This window comes from Micromonospora sp. KC207, from assembly GCF_004348615.1.
Classification (GTDB): Bacteria; Actinomycetota; Actinomycetes; order Mycobacteriales; family Micromonosporaceae; genus Micromonospora.
The window spans coordinates 1-21,751 of record NZ_SMKJ01000091.1 but is presented as its reverse complement, the minus strand read 5'-3'; the positions used below and the strand labels follow the sequence as shown (position 1 = coordinate 21,751).

Annotated in this window: 21 protein-coding genes and 2 pseudogenes; 8 read left to right on the top strand and 15 right to left on the bottom strand. The window is 69.9% G+C overall.

Annotated features, from left to right (window positions below):
• The 8 genes from E1258_RS14090 to E1258_RS14055 form a co-directional block, all read right to left on the bottom strand.
• A partial coding sequence (locus tag E1258_RS14090) for an MFS transporter (RefSeq protein ID WP_207919553.1) occupies positions 1-718 on the bottom strand: 718 nt, incomplete at its 3' end.
• Between the two features lie 11 nt (positions 719-729).
• Positions 730-1,539 (bottom strand): S-methyl-5'-thioadenosine phosphorylase, encoded by an 810-nt coding sequence (locus E1258_RS14085; RefSeq protein WP_132400583.1) that lies wholly within the window; start codon positions 1,537-1,539, stop codon positions 730-732.
• Positions 1,536-2,726: a pyridoxal phosphate-dependent aminotransferase gene (locus E1258_RS14080; protein WP_256370997.1), complete on the bottom strand. Its 1,191-nt coding sequence runs from the start codon at positions 2,724-2,726 to the stop codon at positions 1,536-1,538. The genes E1258_RS14085 and E1258_RS14080 overlap by 4 nt, the downstream gene beginning before the upstream one ends.
• A gap of 5 nt (positions 2,727-2,731) precedes the next feature.
• A complete protein-coding gene (mtnC, locus tag E1258_RS14075) occupies positions 2,732-3,490 on the bottom strand; it encodes an acireductone synthase (protein ID WP_132400577.1) in 759 nt (252 codons plus the stop codon).
• Positions 3,487-4,071, bottom strand: a complete 585-nt coding sequence (locus E1258_RS14070; RefSeq protein WP_132400574.1) for an acireductone dioxygenase — start codon at positions 4,069-4,071, stop codon at positions 3,487-3,489. Before E1258_RS14070 ends, mtnC begins: the two co-directional genes overlap by 4 nt.
• A gap of 43 nt (positions 4,072-4,114) precedes the next feature.
• Positions 4,115-4,783, bottom strand: a complete 669-nt coding sequence (gene mtnB / locus E1258_RS14065; protein WP_132400571.1) for a methylthioribulose 1-phosphate dehydratase — start codon at positions 4,781-4,783, stop codon at positions 4,115-4,117.
• Positions 4,780-6,300, bottom strand: coding sequence for an S-methyl-5-thioribose-1-phosphate isomerase (gene mtnA, locus E1258_RS34790; RefSeq protein ID WP_243715439.1), 1,521 nt, complete (start codon positions 6,298-6,300; stop codon positions 4,780-4,782). Before mtnA ends, mtnB begins: the two co-directional genes overlap by 4 nt.
• Positions 6,297-7,067 (bottom strand): bifunctional 2-polyprenyl-6-hydroxyphenol methylase/3-demethylubiquinol 3-O-methyltransferase UbiG, encoded by a 771-nt coding sequence (locus tag E1258_RS14055; protein ID WP_132400568.1) that lies wholly within the window; start codon positions 7,065-7,067, stop codon positions 6,297-6,299. The genes mtnA and E1258_RS14055 overlap by 4 nt, the downstream gene beginning before the upstream one ends.
• Positions 7,068-7,401: 334 nt before the next feature.
• On the opposite strand from E1258_RS14055, the gene E1258_RS14050 reads away from it, so the two are divergent.
• Complete coding sequence (locus tag E1258_RS14050) at positions 7,402-10,614, top strand: non-ribosomal peptide synthetase (RefSeq protein WP_165949763.1); 3,213 nt, start codon at positions 7,402-7,404, stop codon at positions 10,612-10,614.
• Here E1258_RS14050 and E1258_RS14045 read toward each other — a convergent pair.
• Positions 10,562-11,533, bottom strand: a complete 972-nt coding sequence (locus tag E1258_RS14045; protein ID WP_132400562.1) for a LysR family transcriptional regulator — start codon at positions 11,531-11,533, stop codon at positions 10,562-10,564. The two genes, E1258_RS14050 and E1258_RS14045, sit on opposite strands and share 53 nt — an antisense overlap.
• A 150-nt stretch (positions 11,534-11,683) precedes the next feature.
• On the opposite strand from E1258_RS14045, the gene E1258_RS14040 reads away from it, so the two are divergent.
• Positions 11,684-12,643: a DMT family transporter gene (locus E1258_RS14040; protein ID WP_132400559.1), complete on the top strand. Its 960-nt coding sequence runs from the start codon at positions 11,684-11,686 to the stop codon at positions 12,641-12,643.
• Here the strand turns inward: E1258_RS14040 and E1258_RS14035 are convergent.
• Positions 12,637-13,008 carry a tRNA-binding protein gene (locus E1258_RS14035; RefSeq protein WP_132400556.1) on the bottom strand — a complete coding sequence of 124 codons (372 nt, stop codon included), beginning with the start codon at positions 13,006-13,008 and terminating at the stop codon, positions 12,637-12,639. The genes E1258_RS14040 and E1258_RS14035 overlap by 7 nt on opposite strands.
• 172 nt (positions 13,009-13,180) lie before the next feature.
• A pseudogene (locus E1258_RS14030) lies at positions 13,181-13,339 on the bottom strand (transposase); the annotation flags it as partial.
• Between the two features lie 98 nt (positions 13,340-13,437).
• Between E1258_RS14030 and E1258_RS14025 the strand changes: the two are divergent.
• The 5 genes from E1258_RS14025 (at position 13,438) to E1258_RS33310 (ending at position 17,040) form a co-directional block, all read left to right on the top strand.
• Entirely contained in the window at positions 13,438-14,013 is a 576-nt protein-coding gene (locus tag E1258_RS14025; RefSeq protein WP_132400553.1) for a magnesium transporter MgtE N-terminal domain-containing protein, read from the top strand.
• A 558-nt stretch (positions 14,014-14,571) separates the two neighbouring features.
• A complete protein-coding gene (locus E1258_RS14020) occupies positions 14,572-15,228 on the top strand; it encodes a C39 family peptidase (RefSeq protein WP_132400550.1) in 657 nt (218 codons plus the stop codon).
• Between the two features lie 103 nt (positions 15,229-15,331).
• Positions 15,332-15,685, top strand: a complete 354-nt coding sequence (locus E1258_RS35875; protein ID WP_371688613.1) for a ricin-type beta-trefoil lectin domain protein — start codon at positions 15,332-15,334, stop codon at positions 15,683-15,685.
• A gap of 441 nt (positions 15,686-16,126) precedes the next feature.
• Positions 16,127-16,693 (top strand): peptidase inhibitor family I36 protein, encoded by a 567-nt coding sequence (locus E1258_RS35870; RefSeq protein WP_132400544.1) that lies wholly within the window; start codon positions 16,127-16,129, stop codon positions 16,691-16,693.
• A gap of 188 nt (positions 16,694-16,881) precedes the next feature.
• Positions 16,882-17,040, top strand: a complete 159-nt coding sequence (locus E1258_RS33310; RefSeq protein WP_165949761.1) for a hypothetical protein — start codon at positions 16,882-16,884, stop codon at positions 17,038-17,040.
• Between the two features lie 237 nt (positions 17,041-17,277).
• On the opposite strand, the gene E1258_RS14005 is transcribed toward E1258_RS33310, so the two are convergent.
• Genes E1258_RS14005 through E1258_RS13995 form a run of 3 tightly spaced genes read right to left on the bottom strand, consistent with a single transcriptional unit; the run spans position 17,278 to position 19,190 of the window.
• Positions 17,278-17,958, bottom strand: a complete 681-nt coding sequence (locus E1258_RS14005; protein ID WP_132400541.1) for a response regulator transcription factor — start codon at positions 17,956-17,958, stop codon at positions 17,278-17,280.
• A 1-nt stretch (position 17,959) separates the two neighbouring features.
• Positions 17,960-18,520, bottom strand: coding sequence for a sensor histidine kinase (locus E1258_RS14000; RefSeq protein ID WP_132400538.1), 561 nt, complete (start codon positions 18,518-18,520; stop codon positions 17,960-17,962).
• Positions 18,447-19,190 carry a histidine kinase gene (locus E1258_RS13995; protein WP_132400535.1) on the bottom strand — a complete coding sequence of 248 codons (744 nt, stop codon included), beginning with the start codon at positions 19,188-19,190 and terminating at the stop codon, positions 18,447-18,449. The genes E1258_RS14000 and E1258_RS13995 overlap by 74 nt, the downstream gene beginning before the upstream one ends.
• Before the next feature lie 181 nt (positions 19,191-19,371).
• Between E1258_RS13995 and E1258_RS13990 the strand changes: the two genes are divergently transcribed.
• Positions 19,372-21,537, top strand: a complete 2,166-nt coding sequence (locus E1258_RS13990) for an MMPL family transporter (RefSeq protein ID WP_132400532.1) — start codon at positions 19,372-19,374, stop codon at positions 21,535-21,537.
• 81 nt (positions 21,538-21,618) lie between these two features.
• Here E1258_RS13990 and E1258_RS13985 read toward each other — a convergent pair.
• Positions 21,619-21,751: pseudogene (locus tag E1258_RS13985) on the bottom strand (IS5/IS1182 family transposase); the annotation flags it as partial.

Genomic DNA, 21,751 nt, shown 5'->3' with positions numbered 1-21,751 from the left:
CGGTGGGTGACGGGGCGGCGGGGGATGGCGGCCGGATGGCGGCCGACCGCGCTGCCTGCCGTTCGATCGCCTCGACCACGGCGCGGGCCTCGTCGGTCCGCCCCTGGGCGAGCAGGAAACGGGGTGACTCCGGCACGGACCGACGCCACCACAGCAACAGGACGATGGGCACGGTCGCGACCACGTGGAGCACGCGCCATCCCTCCGGCCCCATCGGGACGATCCACCGGGCCAGCAGAGCGGCACCGACGTACCCGAAGGAGAAGAAGCCGGCGAGCGCACCGATGAACCGGCCACGGAGTCGTCCGGGGACGAACTCGGAGAGGAACGCCGGGATGATCGCCGACTCGGCCCCGGTGCCGATGCCGGCGACTAACCGGGCCAGGAAGAAGAACTCCCAGTTGGGAGAGGCCGCCGCGATCAGGGTGGCCAGGCAGAACACGGCCAGCGCCCACATCATCACCCGACGCCGGCCGATCCGGTCGGCGATGATGCCGGCACCGAGGGCACCGAAGAAGAATCCGATGAGCGTGGAACTTCCCACCAGACCGGTCTGGCCGCTGCTGAGCTGCCACTCCTCGGTGATCGAGGGCAGGACGAAGGCGACGGTGGCGACGTCGAGGCCGTCGAAGGTGAGCCCGAGGCCTCCCATGGCGAGCAGGGTCAGGTGTGGTCGGGAGAACGGCAGCCGTTCCAGACGGGCCAGCAGGTCGGACACCGGTCCCCCGCTCAGGCCGGCTCGAACGGGAGATCGATGCCCTCCAGCGTCGCACCGCACCGGCAGGCGGGCGTCCGGGGCAGCGCATCGACCACCCGGAGCAGGAGTGCCCGCAACCGTTCGACGTTCTCGGCGAAGACCTGGAAGACGTCCTGCTGCTGGACCTCGTCGCCGGGGGCGAGGCCGGCGTCCAGGTCGGTCACCAGGGCGATGGAGGTGTAGCACAGGGCGAGTTCCCGGGCCAGGGTCGCCTCGGGCTGGCCGGTCATGTTGACCAGCGACCACCCCTGCCGGGCGTACCACCGCGATTCGGCCCGGCTGGAGAAGCGCGGTCCGTCGATCACCACGGTGGTCCCTCCGTCGGTCACCGGGCTGCCGTACTCACGGGCGGTCTTCAGCACGGTCTCCCGACCGACGGAGCAGTACGGATCGGCGAACGAGACGTGTACCGCGCCCGAGTCGTAGTAGGTCCGCTGCCGCCCGGAGGTACGGTCCACGATCTGGTCCGGCACCACCAGGCTGCCCGGCCCCAGTTCGGGCAGGAGCGAGCCGACGGCACAGGGTGCGAGGACCTGACGTACCCCGGCGGCGCGCAGCGCCCAGATGTTGGCACGATAGTTGATCTTGTGTGGGGGAAAGCGGTGGTCGGCACCGTGCCGGGCGAGGAAGGCGACCGTCCTGCCGCCCACCTCGCCCACCGTCACCGGACCGCTCGGTGGGCCGAACGGGGTGTCGACCGTGATCTGTTCGCTCTCCGCAAGCAGCGCGTAGAACCCGGTGCCGCCGATGATCCCGACGTCAGGTCGTGCCTGCGTGGTCATACTGCCTCCTGGTGGTACGGCGTTGTGAGGCCGGCCAGTCTGCGCGCCACCTCGTCCAACACCTCCGGCTCCTTGCAGAACACGAAGCGGACGATCGGCAGCCCGTCGGCGGGGTCGTCGTAGAACACGGCGCTGGGGATCGCGGCGACCCCGGCCCGGTGCGGCAGCTCCCGGCAGAAGCGGATGCCGTCCGCCGTACCGAGGGGTCGGATGTCGGCCTGTAGGAAGTACGTTCCCTGGCATGCGTACGGGGTCAGACCGGTGGTCACCAGACTGGCCCGCAACCGGTCCCGGTTGGCCTGCAACCGCGCCGCCTGGGCCCGCACCCAAGGCTGCTGGGTTCCGAGTGCCTGCGCCACCGCGACCTGGAAGGCGGTGCCCGAGGCGAAGGTCAGGTACTGCTTGACCCGCCGCACCGGCTCGACCAGATGGGCTGGACCGCACACCCAGCCGACCTTCCAGCCGGTGGCGCTGAACGTCTTCCCCGCCGACGAGATGGACAGCGTCCGTTCCCGCATCCCCGGCAGGGTGGCGAGCGGGGTGTGCACGGCACCGTCGTAGGTCAGGTACTCGTAGACCTCGTCGGTGACGGCGACCATGTCGTTGCGCCGGCAGCAGTCGGCGATGGCGGCCAGCTCCTCGGCGTCGAACACGCTGCCGGTGGGGTTGTGCGGACTGTTCAGCAGCAGTACCCGGGAGCGGCGCGAAACCGCGGCCGACAGGTCGCCGGGGTCGAACCCGAACCGGCCGGTGGCGTCGGGACGCATCGGTACGACCCGTCGCCGACCCCGCGCCAGGGCGATGCTGGCGGCGTACGAGTCGTAGTACGGCTCGAAGACGATGACCTCGTCGTCCGGCACGCAGTGTGCCAGCAAGGCCGCCGCCAGGGCCTCGGTTGCTCCCGTCGTCACCAGGACCTCGGTGTCCGGGTCGTAGTGGGTGCCGTAGCGCAGGGCCCGCTGGGCGGCGATCGCCTCCCGCAGTTCGGCAAGCCCGGCCAGTGGCGGGTACTGGTTCGCGCCCGCCGCGATGGCGGTCCGGGCCGCCTCCAGCATGGCCGGCGGGCCGTCGGTGTCCGGGAAGCCCTGCCCGAGGTTGACCGCCCCGGTCCGCTGCGCCAGCGCGGTCATCTCGGTGAAGATCGTCGTGCCCGAGCCGGTGCCGGTGCCGGTCGGACATGCGGGCACCCGGATCATCGCGGCCCCCCGGCACCGGATTGCGCGGTCGGCAGGCCGTGGCCCACCGGCAGCGGCCCGCCGGTCAGGTCGTCCCGCAGGTCGAGCTGGTCGAAGGTAGTGACGACCGGATGGTCGCCGCCCAACGGCGGCGTGTCGTCCCGCTGGACCGCGACGGTGTGCCAGCCCGCCGCCCGGGCCGCGTCCAGCTCGGCGGCCACGTCGGACAGGAACACGATCGAGGCCGGGTCGGTGCCAATCGACCGGGCGATCGAACGGTACGAGTCCGGTTCCCGCTTGGCGCCGCCGTTCTCCAGGTCGAAGAACCCGGTGAGGTACGGCAGCAGGTCGCCGTGCGGGCTGTGCCGGAACCACGCCCGCTGCGCGGCCACCGACCCGGACGAGAAGATGTGCACGGTCCACCCCCGCGCCGTCCACGCCCGGAGGGCCCGTGGCACGTCGTCGTACACGTGCGACACGAGCGCGCCGCTAGCGAGGGCGTCCTGCCAGATCAGCCCCTGGATGGTCTTCAGGGGCGCGAGCTTGGCGTCTCGCCGGATCCAGTCCCGCAGGATGTCGACGATCTCGTCCCGACCGGCGTCGGGCCGGTCGGCGATCCTGGCTGCGGACCGCAGCGCGTCGGCGACCGCCGGCTCGCCGCCGTGGGTCGCCGCCCAGGACCCCAACACCCGGGACGCGTACGGGAATAGCTGGTCGTGCACGTAGCCGATCGAGCTGGTGGTGCCCTCCACGTCAAGGACGACTGCGCGGCTCATGGCAGCCGGGCCGTGCGCAGCTGGTCCAGGCTGGGGAACCCGCTGGCGATGCTGTGCGGCAGGAAGTCGCCGATCCAGCCGTCCTCCTCCTCAAAGAACCGGATGGCGGTGAACTCCGGCCGGCCACCCATGTCGAACCAGTGCGACGTGCCCCGCGGCACCCAGAGCAGGTCGCCCGCCTCGCACACCACCGCGTACACCTTCGCGTGCACGTGCAGGTAGAAGCAGCCGGACCCTTCGACGAAAAACCGCACCTCGTCCTCGTCGTGGGTGTGTTCCGAGAGGAACTTCGTCCGCGCCGCGTGGGCCTTGTCCGGCCACTGCGGGTCGGTCTCGTGGGGCTTCATCCGTACGACGTCGACGAGCCGGAACCCGCCCTGGGCGCAGATCCGGTCCACCTCCGGCCGGTAGGCGGCGAGAACGTGGTCGGGCGAGGCGTCCGGGGCCACCTTCCGACCGAGTTCCCACTGCTCGAACTCCACGTTGAGCGGGCTGAGGGCCTCGCGGATCTCGTCGGGCCGGTCGGTGCGCTCCAGCACCGTCCGGGCGTCGTCGTCGGGCATGATCTGCAGCAGTGTCATGGTGTTCTCCCTCACTGAATCGCTGCCGTCCGATGGGTGTCTGTCAGTCGCCGATGAGGAGGGCGAGCTGGCAGAGCGCTTCGAGGCACTCGAGGCGGTCGCTCGCCTCGGCCAGGTCGGCTCCCCAGGTGGTCGCGCCGTGGTGGGTGATGAGCAGCGCGGGTGCGGGGTCGGTCGCCGGGCGGGCGAAGTGGTCACCGACCTCCGCCGCGATCCGGGGCACCTCAGGCCAGTTGGCGAACAGGGGGATCTCGATGCTGTCCAGGTACGACCGACCCATTCCCTTGATCAACTCCAGGTCGGTGAAGCGCACCGGTTCGCCTCCGGCCCGGGACCTGCGGCTCGCCAGCGCGGTCGCGTACGGCGGATGGGCGTGCACCACCGCCCCGACCGTCGGGAAAGCCCGGTAGACGGCCAGGTGGATGCAGGTCTCGGCGGAGGGCCGGGGCGAGCCGGGCCGCACCGGCGCACCGGTGTCGGCCCGGACGAGCACAGTGTCGGCGGAGGTGAGCCGCCCCTTGCCCAGCCCGCTGGCGGTGATCAGGACCGCGTCGGCTCCGGACCGAACCGAGACGTTGCCCGAGGTGCCAGGCATCCAGCCCCGCTCGTAGAGGGCCCGTGCCGTCGCGCTCAGCCCGACGGCGGCGTCGTACGGGTCCGCAGCGGCGCCGTACGGGGCGGTGGAGACGACGTCCACGGGGTGCGCCGTCATGACCGGTCGGTCCGGAGCGCGACCAACCGGTGGGGGTGCAGTCGACGGACTCCGCCCAGCCCGGCCAGCTCCAGCAGCACGCCGAACCCGGCCACCGCGGCGCCGCTCTCGGTGACCAGCTTCGCCACCGCGGCCAGGGTGCCGCCGGTGGCCAGCACGTCGTCCACGATCAGCGCCCGCCCGTCCGGTGGCACCGCGGACTCCTGCATCTCCAGCACGTCCTCGCCGTACTCCAGGTCGTACTTCACCGACCGCAACGGGCCGGGTAGCTTGCCGGCCTTCCGGACCAGGACCAGCGGCTTTCCCGCGGCCAGCGCGACCGCGGTGCCTACCATGAAGCCGCGTGCCTCGACCGCGACGACGTGGCTGAACGCGTCCCGGTACGCGGCTGCTAGGGCGTGGGCCGCCGCCCCGAGCGTCGCCGGCTGCGCGTAGACACCGGCCAGGTCACGGAACCGCACCCCGGGCCGGGGGAAGTCCTCGACCACCGTGGCGAGCCGGTCGATCCGGTCCGCCAGGTCACCGGTGCCCGGGTCGGCGGGGTACCAGATGCGGTCCTCGGTCACGATCGCGGTGACCAGATCCCTCGGCGTGACGTCGAAGGCCGGGTTGAACACCTGTGTGCCGGCGCAGGTGGTATCGACGCCGGCGATGGAGGTCACCTCGTCGCCCGGCCGCTGCTCGATCGATATCGCGGCCCCGCCGGGCGTTCCCTCGTCGATGGTCGACTCCGGCGCGACGACCACGAACGGCACGCGGTGGCGGGCCGCCGCGACGGCCAACGGGTACGTTCCGATCTTGTTGGCGACGTCGCCGTTGGCGGCGATCCGGTCGGCACCGACCACGACGCAGTCCACCAGGCCGGCGGCCAGCGCGCTCGCCGCCGCCGAGTCCACCAGGAGCCGATGGGGTATGGCGGCGTCGCGCAGCTCCCACACGGTCAGGCGGGCCCCCTGGAGCAGCGGTCGGGTTTCAGTGGCGAAGACCATCTCGACCTGGCCGTGCCCGGCGAGGTGGTGTACGGCACCCAGCGCCGTACCCACCCCGCCGGTGGCCAGCCGCCCGGTGTGGCAGTGGGTCAGGATCCGCAGCCGTGGCCGGGGGCAGAGTCCCCGGAGGAGATCCGCGGCCCGGGACGACGCGGCCCGGTTGACCCGCTCGTCCTCTTCGGCGAGTGCGGTGGCTTCGGCGAGTACCGCGTCGGCGCCCTCGGCCAGCCGGCTCAGGGCACGGTCGACCCCCCAGGCCAGGTTGACCGCCGTCGGCCGGGCCGCGGCCAGGCGCGCGGCGTCCCTCCGTACCGGCTCGTCCGCCCCGTGCCGGTATGCGGACAACGCGACGCCCAGGGCGCCCGCGATCCCCAGCGCCGGGGCTCCCCGGATCGCGAGTCGTGCGATCGCGTCGATCAGTTCGTCCACCGTGGTGATGCGCAGAACGTTCCGGCGGTGCGGCAGAGCGGTCTGGTCCACCGTGACGATGGCTCCGTCGTCCCACGCCAGGGTCGGTTCGGCGGTCATTCCCCGGCCCCCGCAGCGTCCTTAACCCCCGCGACGAGGTACATCTGGCCGGGGGGCGAGATGTTGTTGTTCAGCATGTATGCCTGGATACGGTCGGGCGAGTCCTCGTGCGAACCGATCCAGTGGTCGATCTGCGCGTCGGTGAACGGGCAGAAGTACTGCACGTCGACCGTGCCGAAACCGGCGGCGGTCAGCATCGCCGCAGTCTCCTGGGGCGCCGGCGTAGCCCGCAGCAGCCATTCGCGGTCGGCGGACCCGTAGAGCGACAGCATCCGTCCGTCCGGCCACGAGGTGTTCCAGTTCGAGATCACCACACATCCGCCGGGGGCGAGGAGGCCGTGGACGGTGGCCAGCGTGTCGATCCGGTCGGCGTCCGGGATGTGAGCGAACGTGCCCATCATGAAGGTCGCGAGATCGAAGCTCTGCTCCGGAAACCTGACGGTACGGATGTCCCCACAGACCAGCTCCACCCGGTCGGTGATGTCGGACCGGCGCAGTTCCTCCCGGGCCATGGCGACCGCCGCGTCCGCGACGTCCAAGCCGACGCTGCGCCATCCAGCGCGGGCGAACAGCATCGGGTACCGGCCCGTGGCGGTGCCCACGTCGAGCATCCGGCCGGTGAGCTGTCCGCGCTCGGCGAGCGCGTGGAACAGGGCGTCGCGTTCCAGACGCTTCTTGACCTCGTCGACTCCGCGAAGATGGCGGTACTCGCGGTACCAGTCCGAGCGATATGTAATCGTGTCGGCGAACTGGTCGGTAGATGACATGGATCTCCCCTAACCAAAACGGATGTTCGAGCAGAACCAACCGACTGAGCAGAACCAGCAACCGGATCGCTGCGCTGCGAGGTGCCCGCTGCTCGGAGTGGCGGAACCAAAAAGCCGCCGCTACCCCTACTCCCCGTCATTCTGGGCACACTGACCGCCAGGCGACTCCAGTATTTTTATCTGCATCGATGGCGTAAATCAATTAAGAATTTCTACATCGAGCTTGTAGCGATTCTGCGCCAAATGACAGGTCGATCAATGGGGCAAGCCCCCTACAATTGCCGGACGACGGTTGATGAGCCCCGAATCACGCAGATATGCAGGAGGTTGGGCCGTGCCTGGCAACGAGACGCCGACCGGTGGGACGGTCGACACGCTGCTGCGGAGAAGCGTGGAGGCCCATCCCGACCGCTGTGCCCTGCGCAGCCAGGGACAGAACTGGACCTACACCGAGCTGGACCGGCGGGTCGGTCGGCTGGCCGGCGCGCTGCGCGAACGCGGGGTGGGCCCCGGCACCCGGGTCGGGCTGCTGCTGCCCCGGTCGGCCGAGTGCGTGGCGCTCATCCTCGCGGTCCTGCGCCGGGGTGCGGCCTACGTCCCGCTGGACCCCGGCCACCCGGCCAGGCGGCTGGCGTACGTCCGCCGGCACAGCGGCGTCCACCTCCTGGTCACCGCCGGTGGGCACACCGCACCACCCGGCCCCGGGGAGGACGTCGCCCTCGACGACCTGCTCTTGGAGGCCGAGGCGTCCACGACGGACGCCCCGTCGTCGAGCGACGACACCCCCGACGGCACCGCACACATCCTCTACACCTCGGGCTCCACCGGAACCCCGAAGGGCGTGCGGCTCAGCCAGCGTGCGGTCGCGAACAACGTCCGCGCCTGCGTGCGCACCTTCGGTCTGCGGCCCGACGACACCCTCGTGCTCAAGACGCCGCTGACCTTCGACGTGAGCGCGTACGAGATGTTCTCCACCCTGGCCGCCGGGGCCTGTCTGGTCGTCGCGCCCCCCGGTGCCGAGGGTGATCCCGACCTGCTCGCGGCGACCGTCGACAACTACCGGGTCACCGTCCTGCACACCGTCCCGGCGCAGCTCCGGGCGTTGACGGAAACCGGGGCGTTCGTCCGGAACACGTCCCTGCGGGCGGTGATGAGCACCGGCGAGAAGCTGCCGGTCGCGCTGCAACGGGCCTTCCACAGCGTCCGCCGGGAACCGCTCTACAACTTCTACGGCCCGACCGAGACCGCGTACGCGACCGCCTACCGGGCGGTGCCCGAGAACGCGGCCATCCTGGCGGAGCAGGCCACCGTCCCAATCGGACGGCCGCTGGACAACGTCCGGTGCTACATCCTGGACGACGCCGGACGGCTGGCGCCCGACGGTCAAACCGGTGAGCTGCACATCGGCGGGGAGAGCCTGGCGGACGGCTACCTGAACGACGACGAACGCACCCGGGAACGGTTCCACCACGTCGACCTCGGTGGGGGACGGACCGACCGGGTCTACCGCACCGGTGACCTGGTCCGCCGCCTGCCCGGCGGAGACCTGCTCTACCTGGGCCGGGTCGACGACCAGATCAAGATCGCAGGACAGCGGATCGAACTCGGCGAGGTGGAATCCGCCATCCTCGGTGTGCCGGGCGTCCGCGCGGTGGCGGTCACCGTACGGGAACGTGACCCGGACGGGGCGCCGGAACTGTCGGCCTTCGTGGAGTTCGACCCGACGGGTCACCGCACCACCACGGGCCTGCGTACCGCGCTCGCGGCGTGGTTGCCCGGACGCATGGTCCCCGCCCATCTCGTGCCGGTGGCGAGGATCCCCCTGTTGTCCAACGGAAAGACCGACCGGCTGGCCCTGGCCCGGCTGCACCCGTCGGCCCCCGCCCCCCGGTCGCCCGGGGGCCGACCGGTCACCCCGCTGCGGCAGGACACCCCGATGGCGGAACTGGTCCGCCGGTGCTTCACTGAGGCGCTGGGTGGCCCGCCACCGACGAACGACAGCCACTTCCTGCACGAGGGGGGCGACTCCCTCCTCGCCATGCGGGTGGTGGCCCGGCTACGCCGGGCCGGCGTACCGGTCTCCGTGGCCGAGTTCCTGTCCCACCCGGTGCTGGCGGACCTGGTCGCGCACCTGGGCAGGTCCCCGGCCCGGCCGGTGATGCCGGAGACCGGCGGCACCCGCCCGGCCACGGCCCCGACGGCTGCGGCTCCGGTACACGAGTGGTTCACCGAACGGGTCCACACGGACCGGACGTACTGGAACATGTTCGTGCGGCTCCGCGTGCTCCGGCCGCTCGCCCCAGCGCACCTGGAGGCCGCGCTCCGGGCCCTTGTGACGGCACACCCCGCCCTACGCGTCCGGTTTGTCGACGACGGGACCGGGGTGCGGATGGTGCCCACCGACGGGATCACCTCCGACCGGCTGGTACGCACCCTCGACGTGACCGGCACCGCCGAGCGCGACGCCGCCGTCGACCGGCTGCACCGGTCCCTCGACCCTTCCACCGGTGACCACCTGCGGGCGCTGCTGGTCCACGACCGGGAGGGTGACGCCACGTACCTCGTCGTCGCGATCCACCACCTCGTCGTCGACATCGTCTCCTGGCACGTGCTCCTCGACGACCTGGTGGTCGCGCTGGAGGCCCTGGAACGTGGTGAGGAACCCTCGCTGCCGGCGCAGGCGGAGACCTTCCAGGGCTGGGTCGAAGCCCTGCCGACACTCGGCACGGACCTGCACGAGGCGGCCTACTGGCTCTCCGTTGTGCGCCTGCGGGGGGCGGCACCGAGCCTGGCGGCGCGCGGCCCGGCCCGGCCCGAGCAGGCCGGAGAGCTCCTGACGTTCCGGGTCCCGGCCGCGACGACCCGGCAGTTGCTCGGTCCGGCTCTGGTCCGGCTCGGCATGTGCGTCCACGACGTGATGGCGGCGGCCGTCGGGCTTGCGCTGGCCCGCTGGCGTCCGGACGGGGCCGTGACGTTCGACCTGGAGACCCACGGCCGGCACCGGTGGCCGCAACTGGACAGGGTGATCGGGTGGTTCACCGCCGTCTTCCCGGTCGCCTGGCCCAGCGCGCCGTCGACCGACCTGGCCACCGAGTTGGCCCTCGCGCGGGCGGCGTTGGCGGCGGTGCCGCACGGCGGTACCGGCTACGGCGTCCTCCGCCGTCACGCCGGCGACCCGGGGACGGCGGCGGCACTCCGGGCGACGCCGCCAGCTCTGGTCTGCTTCAACTACCTGGGCCGGGGTGACCTCGGCCCGCCCGGCGACCGGTTCCGGCCCGACGGCACGCCCGTGCCGTGGGAAGCACGCTCTCCACGTGCCGAGCGGCCCTACCCGGTGGAGGTGTCGGCCGTGGTCCTTAACGACCAGCTCGCCGTGTGGCTGAGCTGGGTCCCCTCGCCCGCCGACGGGCTGGACGAGTCGTCGGTGCGTCGCCTCCGTACGCACCTACGGACCGTACTGGACGAGTTGGCGCTCGCCTGCGCCGCCGAGGCGGTCAATGGTGCAGCGCCGTCACCCGCCCACCGTCAGCCGGGCCCGCACCGGTAGTGCCGAGCCTGACCGTGTCGTCGAGATTGGCGGTGACCGCAGTGAACGCGTTGATCAGCCGCCGCAGTGTGGGCCGGCTGCGGGCGGCGCTGCGCACCGCCACCGAGATCCGTCGGCGCAACGGGCGCTCGGCCAGCACCAGGCACCGCACGTCGTACCGGGTCTGGGCGATGGTGATCGCTGGCACGAGCCCGATGCCCAGACCGGCCTCGATCATGGCCAGCATGATGGTGAAGTCGTTGCTCATGTACGCGATCTCGGGCGTGAACCCGGCGCCGACGCAGGCGCTGACCATGGCCGCGTGGCACAGAGTGCCCACCTGGCAGGTCAGCCACGGCTCGGCCGCGTACGCGGTCATGGGAAGGGCCGGCCGGGCGAGTGGGTGTTTCGTCGGGAGGACGAGATACATCTGTTCACTGAACAAGGGGGTGAACTCGGTCCCGGGCTCGACCAGCGCCGGCGACGGGTCGTACTCGTCGACCAGGGCGAGGTCGATTTCTCCACGGCGCAACGCCGGCAGGCTCTCGTGGGCCTCCATCTCGTGCAGGCCGATCTCGACCGGGCGTCCCTCGTTCACGCAGAACGCGAGGGCCTGCGGGACCGCCAGTCGGGAGACGCTCGGAAAGGATGCCAACTGCACGGCACCTTCGACGCCGTCCCGCAGATGCGTGAGCTCGGTCTTGGCCCGCTCCACCTCGGCGAAGATGCGCTCGGCGCTGCTGACCAGCGCCCGCCCGGCCTCAGTCAGGGTCAGTTGACGGCCCTTGCGCTCCAGCAACGGCATGCCAATTTCTTTCTCCAGGGTCGCAAGCTGCTGGGATACCGCAGAGGGAGTCAGCTGCGCCGATTTTGCGACCGCACTGACCGTGCCCAGAGAGGCGAAATGAGAAAGCAGGCGGAGTCGCCGAAGATCGAACATCGGTTCCAGACTTATCGGTCACTCACAGATGCATCATTGAGGACTACTTTCCGCGCCTACCACCTCCACCCAGAGTGAGGCGGTGTTGAAGGTACTACAGGTTCAAGATCCGTTCAATGGCTCCGGTACAAGAGACAGCAGGCACCCGCTATGGATCATCAAACCGCATCCTCCTACGCCGGTCCGGACCGGCAGATCACCCCGATTCCCGACGCCAGCCGGCAGGGGGCCCTCCTGGTACTGGTCGCCGCCGTGTTGTGGGGCACCACCGGTGCCACCCAGGTACTCGCGCCGCCCGAGGCGTCCGCGCTCGGCATAGCCACCGCCCGGCTCTGCACGGGCGGACTGATCCTGCTGGCGTGGGCCCTGGCCCACGGCGGGACCGCCGGGATGGCCGCCTGTTGGACCCGCTCCACCTGGGCGCTCACCGTGGTCGGGATCGGTTCGGTCGCCGCCTACCAGGCGCTGTTCTTCTCCGCCGTGCGCAGTACGGGCGTCGCCACTGGGACCCTGATCGCGATCGGCTGCGCGCCGTTGATCACGGGCCTGCTCGGCCTGGCGATCAAGGAAAGGCTCACCCGCGTCTGGGCGGTCGGGACCGCGATGACCGTCGCCGGACTGGCGCTGCTCTCCGTTCCCGGCGGCGCGGCGCTGGTCCGGCTCTCCGGGGTGCTGTACGCGCTGGCAGCCGCAGCCGCGTACTCGACGTACACGGTGGCCGGACGGATGCTGCTCTCCCGTGGGGTCAACGGGCGGGTCGTGGTCGGCACCTTCTTCGGTTTCGCCTGTCTGCCGATCGTCGCGCTCTCCGCCGGTGACGACTTCACGTGGCTGACCGCGTGGAACGGGATCGGCGTCACCCTTTGGCTGGGCATCGGCGCGACGGCGGTGCCGTACCTGCTGTGGATCCGTGGCCTCCGGACCACAGCGGTGTCGTCGGCCACCGCCATCGGCCTCGCCGAACCGTTGATGGCGAGCGCACTCGGCATCTTCGTCCTCGGCGAGGAGGCCACCCTCTGGACCCTCACCGGGATGGCGGCCATCGTCGCCGGGCTGGCGGTGGTCGGCCGCGACGGCACGGACGTCAGGGAACCGGCGACGCGTCAGTAGATGGCGTCCCCGGGAACGGCGTCACCGGCAACCACGATCGGGATCGCCTGGGCCTGCCCCTCGGGGCTCGCCGGATGCGGGGCCCCCAGCACCAGCGCCTGCGACACGTACGGGCCCATTTCGCGCTCACCGAGATTGACGCACGCCACCACGTTCGCACCGACCAGCTCGTCCTCGCCGATCAGCGCGTACTGGCCGACCGAGACGCGTTTGCCCAACGGGCCGAGATCCAACTCGATCATCCGGCACGGGAAGCGCGTGTTCTCGGCCATCGGCGCCGACAAGATCCGTGCCACCCGGAGATCGACATTCTGGAACTTGCCAAAAGTGATCTGCGGCTTCACCGCCGCAGCAGCTCCGGCCATCGTCCGTCCTTTCCAATTGGCGGAGCCGAACCGCCCTGCAGCGGATACGGCGGCCCCAGGTTCGGTAGCGAACCGGCCTCACTCTACCGGGTCGGGCGGGTGTCAGCCGAAACGAATGGGGAGTGTGGCGATTTCGGCCCTGTCTCACATTCGGTGGTGACGGAGGGTGCTGCTATCCGAGGAGGATGCGGTGGCGGAGCAGGGTGAAACCTGCTCGTCCGTGCATCTGGCGTGCGATCCGTTTGGTCTTGGTGTTGACGCCTTCGGTGGGGCCGTTGCTGTAGGGAAGCGTAAGCGCGGCGTTCACGGCGTCGCGGTCGCGCATCAGGCCGTCGAACAACACCCGCCACCGCTGAGCCTCTACCCTGTATCCCGCAGCCACCGCGCGGGAATCGGGCCCCCACCCAGGAGCGGCTGAAGCGGCTCTTCATGCAGATGCCGATCGAACTGGCCGCGCGGCGGATCAAGTCGATGCCGGTCGTCGACGCGGCGGAGCTGTTGGAGGCACTCCCTGCCGACCGGGCCGCCACCTTGCTATCCCGGATCGAGCCCGCACCCGCCGCGCACCTCGTTGCTGCCCTCGACGTCCACGCCGCGGTCAAGCGGCTCGGCGCGATGGGGGTGGAGCGGGCGGTGTCCTTCCTGCGGATGATGGACTCGGACATCGCCACGACGCTGCTCCAGGCCATGGGCGCCAGCGCCGCGACGGCCTACCTTAGCCCCCTCGTTCCGGACCTAGCCGGCAGATCGTTGGCCCAAATGGACCCACCGGCGGCGGCGAAAATCCTCGAGCTGATGGACGACGTAGAGGCGCTGCGCTGCCTTGTCGCGATGGACCGACGGACCTCGTTCGAGCGGGTCGCGCTCATGAACCGGGACGCCATGCGGCAGATGCTCGCCAGGCTCGCGTCCGAGTCGGTGTCCGAGTCGCAGCGAGATCGGCATGTCCTCGGGGTACCGCATCGACCGTGTCGAGTTCGGCCGGTTGGAGGTCACACTCATTGAGGTAGGCCAGGCTCGCCGGGCCCAGTACCTCGGTGAACGGCAGGACAGCGCGCAGCCGGTCAGGGTCGGTCAGTACTTCGACGGGCTGGGCCGAAGCCGTCACGGAGGTCGAGGCGATGATGATCGTGGCCCGCACCGATCCCGACGTCGCTCGGCAACTACTCCTTTGGTTCACGATGGGCTGCCGGACCCGCGCGTGGTTCGAGGACCAACGGCCTACCTGTTCGGTGCCGGTATCCCGCCGCTTTCCTCCCCAGCGCCGCCGACGCCGCATTAGCCATCGCCATGGCGCGCTGGCCACCTCACCGACGGATACTCGCCGCCGCTGGAGTCACCTCGCCCCCCGATCGGGGCGGGTGTCCGTTTCGTCAGACGGTGTCCGGTGGGTTGGGTCACCGTGGCGGTGGAATCGGGCCGGGGGTCGGGGCGTTGTATCTGGCATACGACCGCCGGTCTTCTGGCCCGCAGGGTCGTCTCCCCCTTTTCTTGATGTGTTCGCGGTGTCGCCGCCCCCTTGGTGGCGCCGTCTTTTCCCCCGAGCAGAGGAGCACGCTGATCATGCGTACCGATCTGATTCGTAGGACCGCCCTGACCGTTGCCGGTATCGCCGCCACCGCCGGTGGGATCGCCGGCCCCGCGCTGGCCGCGCAGGCCACCCCGGCCGAGCGGGCCGCCACCGTGCAGGCCGAGCGCCGCCCGGCCGGCGACCGCGAGCTCGACGTGCGCTACGAGGCGCAGCCCAACTTCTACTACTGCGGCCCCGCCGCCGCCCGCAACGCCCTGAGCGTGCAGGGCAAGAACATCGACGTCGACACCATGGCCAAGCAGATGGGCACCACCGAGGCCGGCACCAACTCCATCAACGACATCACCCCCGTGCTGAACAAGGAGACCGGCAAGGCCGACGCCTACCGCAGCGTCGAGATCCGCACCGGCAAGGCCGACGACAAGCAGACCAAGACCCTGCGCGCCGACATCGTCCGCACCGTCGACGACGGCCGGGCCGTGGTGGCCAACATCGCCGGCACCACCACCGACACCGACGGCGTCAGCCACTCCTTCGCCGGCGGCCACTACATCAGCGTCGTCGGCTACCGCGACAACGGCGACACCGTGAAGATCGCCGACTCGGCCAACCCCGACCAGGCCAGCTACTGGATCACCATCGACCACCTCGCCGACTGGATCGCCACCCGCGGCTACGCCACCTCCTGACCCACCAGAAAGGGCCGGCCCCACCGGGGCCGGCCCTTTCACGTCCGTACGGCAGGACGACACCGCGGCGAACCGACACCGCGACCCGGCGCGCGACATCAAGGTGTTGCCGCCGCAGGACACGCCGCCGCTGACCGGGCAACAGGTCGTCAGTGGCCAGTCCGGGCGGTGCGTGGACGTGCCGAACTCGACCACCAGCAACGGTACGCAGGTGCAGTTGTGGGACTGTGGCGCGGCCACCGGGCAGCGCTGGACGTACACGGCGGACAGGCGGTTGACCGTGTTCGGCGGCACAAAGTGCCTCGACGCCAACGGGGCCGGCACCAGCGCCGGCACCGCTCGTAACCAGACGGGACGGTGCTCAATCAAGCCGTCACGGGCCTCAAAGGGCCGGTTCCCCGGGCCGGGGCCGGTCGAGGGCGGCCAGCCAGGCGCCGAGACGTTCCCTGTCCGGTGAGTTGAGCTGGGTATGCAGGTCGATCGCGGACGACAGAACGGAACCGGTGCCCGGCCCGGATGTGGGGCTGGGCGCCGGTGGCGGTGACGCGAGAACGGAGCCCAGGGCGTCGAGGGGTGGTCGTCCTCCTCGTCGCCCTCGGCCAGCTCGGCCGGGTTCGTCGTCGCCAGCGCGTGCTCCGCGTCCGAGGAGATCGACTCCAAACCCGTTCTGCTCACCCCGGAGATCAACAGAAGTTGCAACTCGCCAAAACATCTACTACTATCGATGATAGTGGAGCAATTGGTGCAAGTCCTGATTTACCGACACCGCAAACGCTCGGCCCGGCGCGTACTCCTACCCTCAGCAATCGTCAGTGGACGGCTCGACTTTCTCAGACGGTGGCCTTGCACTCGATCAGGCGTCACCCGCGCTCAACACTGAACGCAATCCCTCAGCGACATGACGCCCACCTTCCGTTGGAAGGCGAACCTCCGAGCGTCTTCGCTCGGCTTGAACCCGCCCGACCCGGGTTCGTCATCCGTCCGCGCCACCGCAGCCGAAGGTGCGGCATCGAGACCAATCAGTGCAGGGAAAGGTATTGGGATGATGATTCAGTCCGTTCTACCCACCGTTCGGCGGCTGCCACACACCTTGGTGGTGGTCGGCCTCCTGGCAGCGGTTCTGGGTACTGCCTCGGCCCCTGCCGCGGCGAGTCAGGGCCCCGCCGCACGTAGCACGCCAGCCGCTGACGCCTGCCCATTCACTAACACGCTCTGCCTGTTCGAGGGCACCAACTTCACCGGTGAGCGTCTCACCGTGAGCTCTCTGGTATCGCCCGGCACATGCGTAAGTCTGGTGGACGCCGGTTGGGGAGACCGTGCGCGTTCCGCGATCAACACCAACAGTCGGAGTGCTGCGATGTTTATGAACGATGACTGTGTCGGGGGGGCCTTCGAAGTCCCTGGCAATAGCTCCCTGCCGGACTTCGGGGGGTTCACGCCCGAAAGTGCCTGGGTGCCTCGGTAAGGCCACCACCGGGTGGCACGCGACCGCGTGTCACCCGGTTCCTCCGGCTCGGGAGCGTGTCGATTTCGGCTCTGTCTCGCATTCCTTACGGGTCAATACCTCGGGCGCGAAGGTATCGCACCGCAGACGTTGCTGGAGATCGGGTGGGCCGAGGTCGGGCAGGGCGGTGGCAGGGTCGCAGCGGAACCGTGGTTGCCGTCGACCGGATCGACGCCGCGACGCTGCGAGTCGCGCTCGCCGACGTGTCGACCGTGGACGCCCGCAGGGTGCTCGTGGCTGCTGGCCGGGCCACCGGTGTGGAGGTCACCGATGACGCGTTGAGCGGAATCCGGGCCGGTGCACCGTGATCGGTGCTGATGCGGCTGTCGTGTTCCCGCTCTCGGCGGTCAGCTGGGCCTGCTCGTCCAGTTGGGCCTGCGGACTGTGGAGCAGCTGATGGAACAGCGCGCACGTGGGAGTGGAGGCACCAGTGAACGCCGCAGCCGCCTGACAGCCGCGCCACCCAGCGCAAGGCGCTGGACCGGCTGCGCCGCGACGCCACCGGCCGGGTGAAGATCGCTCAGGTGGCCGCCGCGTCCGTGTCCTCAGTTCTCGGGCAGGGTGTCGCCGGGCCTGACCATGTGGTGCTGGTAGGCGAAGACCACCAGTTGGGCCCGGTCGCGCGCGTTCAACTTGATCATCGTGCGGTTGATGTGCGTCTTGACCGTCAGCGGAGACAGGTAGAGCCGTTCGGCGATGGCGTCGTTGGACAGCCCGTGCGCGACCAGGAGCAGGATTTCTTTCTCCCGACCGGTGACCAGCTCGAGCTCCGGGAGCTTCCTCACTGGCGGCTGGAGGTGATGGATCAGCCGGCTGATCAGCCCGCTGGTGGCCCGCGGTGACAGCAGTGCCTCTCCGCCGGCGACCACCCGGATGGCGTTGACCAGATCGCTGGGCGCCACGTTCTTGCCCAGGAAGCCGCTCGCCCCGGCCTGGAGGGCGTAGATCACGTTGTCGTCGTTGTCGAACGTGGTGAGCACCAGCACCCGCACGTCGGCGAGACGCTCGTCGGCGCCGATGCGGCGGGTCGCCTCGATGCCGTCCAGGCACGGCATGCGGATGTCCATCAGAACGACGTCGACCCGGCCCCGGTGGCACAGGTCGACGGCTTCACGGCCGTCGGCGGCCTCGCCGACGACCTCCAGCCCCGGCTCCGCATCGATGATCATTCTGAAACCTGCGCGGATGAGCGCCTGGTCGTCGGCCAACAGAACGCGGATGCTCACGTCACATGTCCCTCAGGGCGACGGGCGGATGTACGGGCAGCTGCGGGGCGTGGCGGTTGAGGCGGTTGACCGCCCGTTCATCGGTGGGCAACTCGGCACGAACGCAGAATAGGCCGCCGTCAACCGGTCCGGCGACGATGCTGCCGTGTGCAGCCGCAGCTCGTTCCTGCATGCCGAGCAGGCCGAAGCCGAAGCCGGAGCCGGGCCGGCGACCGCCGGACACGGCCATTCGGTTGGTGACCTCGATGCTCACGGTATCGATGGTGTACTCCAGATCCAGGGTGGCGTCGCCGTCGCCGTAGCGGTGGGAATTGGTCAACGCCTCTTGCACGATGCGGTACGCGGCCAGGTTCACCACCGCCGGCAGCGGCCGGGGCTCGCCGCGCTGTCGGTGCCGTACGGCGAATCCCATGGCGCGCAGCCCGGCCAGCAGTTCCTGCAGGCGTTCCACGCCGGGTGCCGGTTCGGTGCTGCGGGCCTCCTCCGGATCACGGAGCACACTGATCACCGACTTGATCTCCTCCAGCACGGTGTCGGCAGCGGTGCGGATGTGCCCGAGCACGGGGCCACACCTTGTCCGGTTCGTTGCGCAGCACGTGGTTGGCGGCGCCGGCGTGCACGCTGATCACCGTGATGTGGTGGGCGACGACGTCGTGCAACTCCCGGGCGATGCGCAGCCGCTCGTCCATCACTCGGCGGCGGGTCTCCTCCTCGCGGTTCATCTCCGCCTGTCTGGCCCGCTCGGTCACCTCCACGATGTACGCCCGGCGCATCCGGATAGCGTCTCCCGCCGCGGCGCCACCGAAGATGATCGCGAACGTGGTGAACTGGTCCGCGTTCCACCAGTCGGCGAGGTACACCACCGAACCGGTGAGCATGAGCGAGCCCCACATGAGGGATGCGTAGACCCAGGGCCTGCGAAGCGGGCTGGCCAGCCCGGCGGAGTACGTCAGCAGGCCCGCCACGATGAACATCCCGTCCGGTGGGCGGCTCAGCGCGATGGTGAGTATGAAGACCGCGCTGGCAGCCAGCAGGACCGGCACGGGATGCCGGCGGCGCGCCAGGATCAGCACAGCGCACACTGCCGCCAGCAGCGCCGTACCACCGTGTACCGGAGTCGGGCCCAGATACAGCACCAGTGCGCCCCCGGCTGTCGCCAGCACCACATCGCCCAGCGGGCCGCGGTAGCGGTCCAGGTACCGGGGCCTCCACTGGCTGATTGCCGCGTACATGATCACGACGGTAGTGCGGTGAGCCGTTTCTATCGACCTGTTCCCGCGGTAGCACTACGCCGCGTGATTACTGCGTTCGCAGTACCTGGACGCCTGCGTTGGCGGGACGACGTGACCCGGTGCCGGCCGCGATCGTGAAACCGCTCCTGAACCGGGGCCACACGACCGACGGAGGACATTCGTGGCGACCATTTTGTATCGCTTGGGGCGATACTCGTTCCGGCGCCGTCGGCTGACGCTGGTCGTGTGGGTGCTTCTCCTGGGCCTGTTCGGCGTGGGGGCAGCCCACCTGTCCGGGCCGACCAGTGACGAGTTGTCCATCCCCGGCACCGAGTCGCTGCAGGCGTTGGATGTGGTGGCGGACAAGTTCCGCGAGGGCGGGGACACCGCCTCGGCGAAGGTGGTGTTCACCGTCTCCGACGATGCCACGCTGACCGGCCGGGATCAGCAGGCCGCCGTGCAGGCCACAATCGCCACTCTGCGCAAGGTACCCCAGGTCACGACGGTCGCCGACCCGTACCAGGCCGGAACGATCGCACAGGACGGGAAGACCGCCTACGCCAACGTCTCCTACGCGGTGGACGCGACCGAGGTGAACGCGACCTCCCGCGCGGCACTGCTCGCCGCCGGCGACACCGCACGACACGCCGGACTCGGCGTCGAATACTCCGGAGAAGTCACCGAGCAGGCCGAAGCCGACAATGCCACCGAGGCACTCGGCATCCTCGTGGCCGCCGTCGTTCTGCTCATCACCTTCGGCTCACTCATCGCCGCAGGCCTGCCCGTGCTCACCGCAGTCATCGGTGTCGCCATCGGCATGCTCGGCATCGAGACCACCACCGGCTTCCTCGACCTGACCTCGAACACCGCCGACCTCGCCACCATGCTGGGCCTGGCCGTCGGCATCGACTACGCACTGTTCATCCTGTCGCGCTACCGCTACGAACTCGCCGCCGGCCGCGAAGGCGAAGAGGCCGCCGGCCGCGCCGTGAGCGCCGCCGGGTCCGCCGTGGTCTTCGCCGGCCTGACCGTCATCATCGCCTTGGCCGCGCTCGCGGTGATCGGGATCCCGTTCCTGGCCGCCATGGGCGTCGCAGCCGCAGCCGCCGTCGCCGTCGCCGTCGTGATCAACCTGTCGCTGCTGCCTGCCCTGCTGGGCTTCGCCGGCCGCAAAGTCCTGCCCAGGGCCCAGCGCAACGGCAAGGACAACCAACCCACCAAGACCCCGTACGGCGAGCGCTGGGCCCGCGGCGTGATCAGGCACCGCATCCCGGCGCTGATTCTGTCGGTCATCGCCGTCGGTGTCGTCGCGATCCCCGGACTCGGCCTGAAGCTGGCTCTGCCCGACGACAGCACCGCGTCCCCCGCGTCCACCCAGCGCAAGGCGTACGACCAGCTCTCCGAGGGCTTCGGGGCGGGCATCAACGGTCCCCTGCTCATCGTGGTCGAGGCCGCCGCCGGCACGGTCACCTCCGCGGGCGAGCGGGCACAGAAGCTCATCTCCGGTCTCGAGGGCGTGGTTCTCGTCACCGCGGCGAAGCCGAACCAGGCCGGCGACACCGCCACCTTCAACGTCATTCCCCACAGCGGCCCCACCAGCGAAGAGACCAAGAAGCTCGTGCACGACCTGCGGGCCCGGCAGGCGGACTTCACCGCGGCCACCGGCGGCGCGACCCTGGCCGTCACCGGCCGGACCGCGGTCGACATCGACGTGTCGGAGAAGATCAACGACGCGCTGCTGCCCTACCTGTCCGTCGTGGTCGGCCTCACGTTCATCCTGCTGATGGTGGTGTTCCGCAGCGTTCTGGTGCCGATCAAGGCGACGGTGGGGTTCCTGTTGTCGGTGGCCGCATCGTTCGGCGCCCTGGTCTTCATCTTCCAGCAGGGCAACCTGGCCGGCGTCTTCGGCGTCGCGTCGACCGGCCCGATCGTCAGCTTCATCCCGATCTTCTTGATCGGCATCCTGTTCGGCCTGGCCATGGACTACGAATTGTTCCTGATCATCCGGGCCCGGGAGCAGTTCGTGCACGGCGCCGCCCCGGACGAGGCCATCGTGTCCGGCCTGAAACACGGTGCCCGGGCCGTCACCGCCGCAGCACTGATCATGATGAGCGTCTTCGCGGGCTTCGTCCTCGCCGAAGACATCATCATCAAGTCGCTCGGGTTCGCCCTCGCGTTCGGCGTCGCCGTCGATGCCCTGCTGGTCCGCATGACCATCGTCCCGGCTGCGCTGTCGCTGCTCGGCAGGTCCGCGTGGTCGCTGCCGAGGTGGCTGGACAGGATCCTGCCGAACGTTGACGTCGAAGGTGAGCGGCTGGCTGAGCAACTCGCCCGGAGCGAGCGCTGACCAGACTTGGAAGAGCGATCTGTCCCGGGCAGCCGTCCCTCAGAGGACGTCTGATTCACGTATTTTGTCAGCTATGTGGGTTTAGTCGTATCGCCAGGTTGGGGTGGTTTCGGTGGTGAGCCGTTTGGCGAGGTTGTCGATCATGGCGATGGTGATCATGCTGGCGGAGTTGTCGGGTCGGGCTTCGTAGTCGCGCACGAGTCGGCGGTGGTGC

Bases quoted from the DNA above. Each gene is read 5' to 3' on its own strand.
- E1258_RS14085 (WP_132400583.1), bottom strand. From the start codon at position 1,539: ATGACCACGCAGGCACGACCTGACGTCGGGATCATCGGCGGCACCGGG.
- mtnC (WP_132400577.1), bottom strand. From the start codon at position 3,490: ATGAGCCGCGCAGTCGTCCTTGACGTGGAGGGCACCACCAGCTCGATC.
- E1258_RS14070 (WP_132400574.1), bottom strand. From the start codon at position 4,071: ATGACACTGCTGCAGATCATGCCCGACGACGACGCCCGGACGGTGCTG.
- mtnB (WP_132400571.1), bottom strand. From the start codon at position 4,783: ATGACGGCGCACCCCGTGGACGTCGTCTCCACCGCCCCGTACGGCGCC.
- mtnA (WP_243715439.1), bottom strand. From the start codon at position 6,300: ATGACCGCCGAACCGACCCTGGCGTGGGACGACGGAGCCATCGTCACG.
- E1258_RS14055 (WP_132400568.1), bottom strand. From the start codon at position 7,067: ATGTCATCTACCGACCAGTTCGCCGACACGATTACATATCGCTCGGAC.
- E1258_RS14045 (WP_132400562.1), bottom strand. From the start codon at position 11,533: ATGTTCGATCTTCGGCGACTCCGCCTGCTTTCTCATTTCGCCTCTCTG.
- E1258_RS14040 (WP_132400559.1), top strand. From the start codon at position 11,684: ATGGATCATCAAACCGCATCCTCCTACGCCGGTCCGGACCGGCAGATC.
- E1258_RS14035 (WP_132400556.1), bottom strand. From the start codon at position 13,008: ATGGCCGGAGCTGCTGCGGCGGTGAAGCCGCAGATCACTTTTGGCAAG.
- E1258_RS14025 (WP_132400553.1), top strand. From the start codon at position 13,438: ATGCAGATGCCGATCGAACTGGCCGCGCGGCGGATCAAGTCGATGCCG.
- E1258_RS14020 (WP_132400550.1), top strand. From the start codon at position 14,572: ATGCGTACCGATCTGATTCGTAGGACCGCCCTGACCGTTGCCGGTATC.
- E1258_RS35870 (WP_132400544.1), top strand. From the start codon at position 16,127: ATGACGCCCACCTTCCGTTGGAAGGCGAACCTCCGAGCGTCTTCGCTC.
- E1258_RS13995 (WP_132400535.1), bottom strand. From the start codon at position 19,190: ATGTACGCGGCAATCAGCCAGTGGAGGCCCCGGTACCTGGACCGCTAC.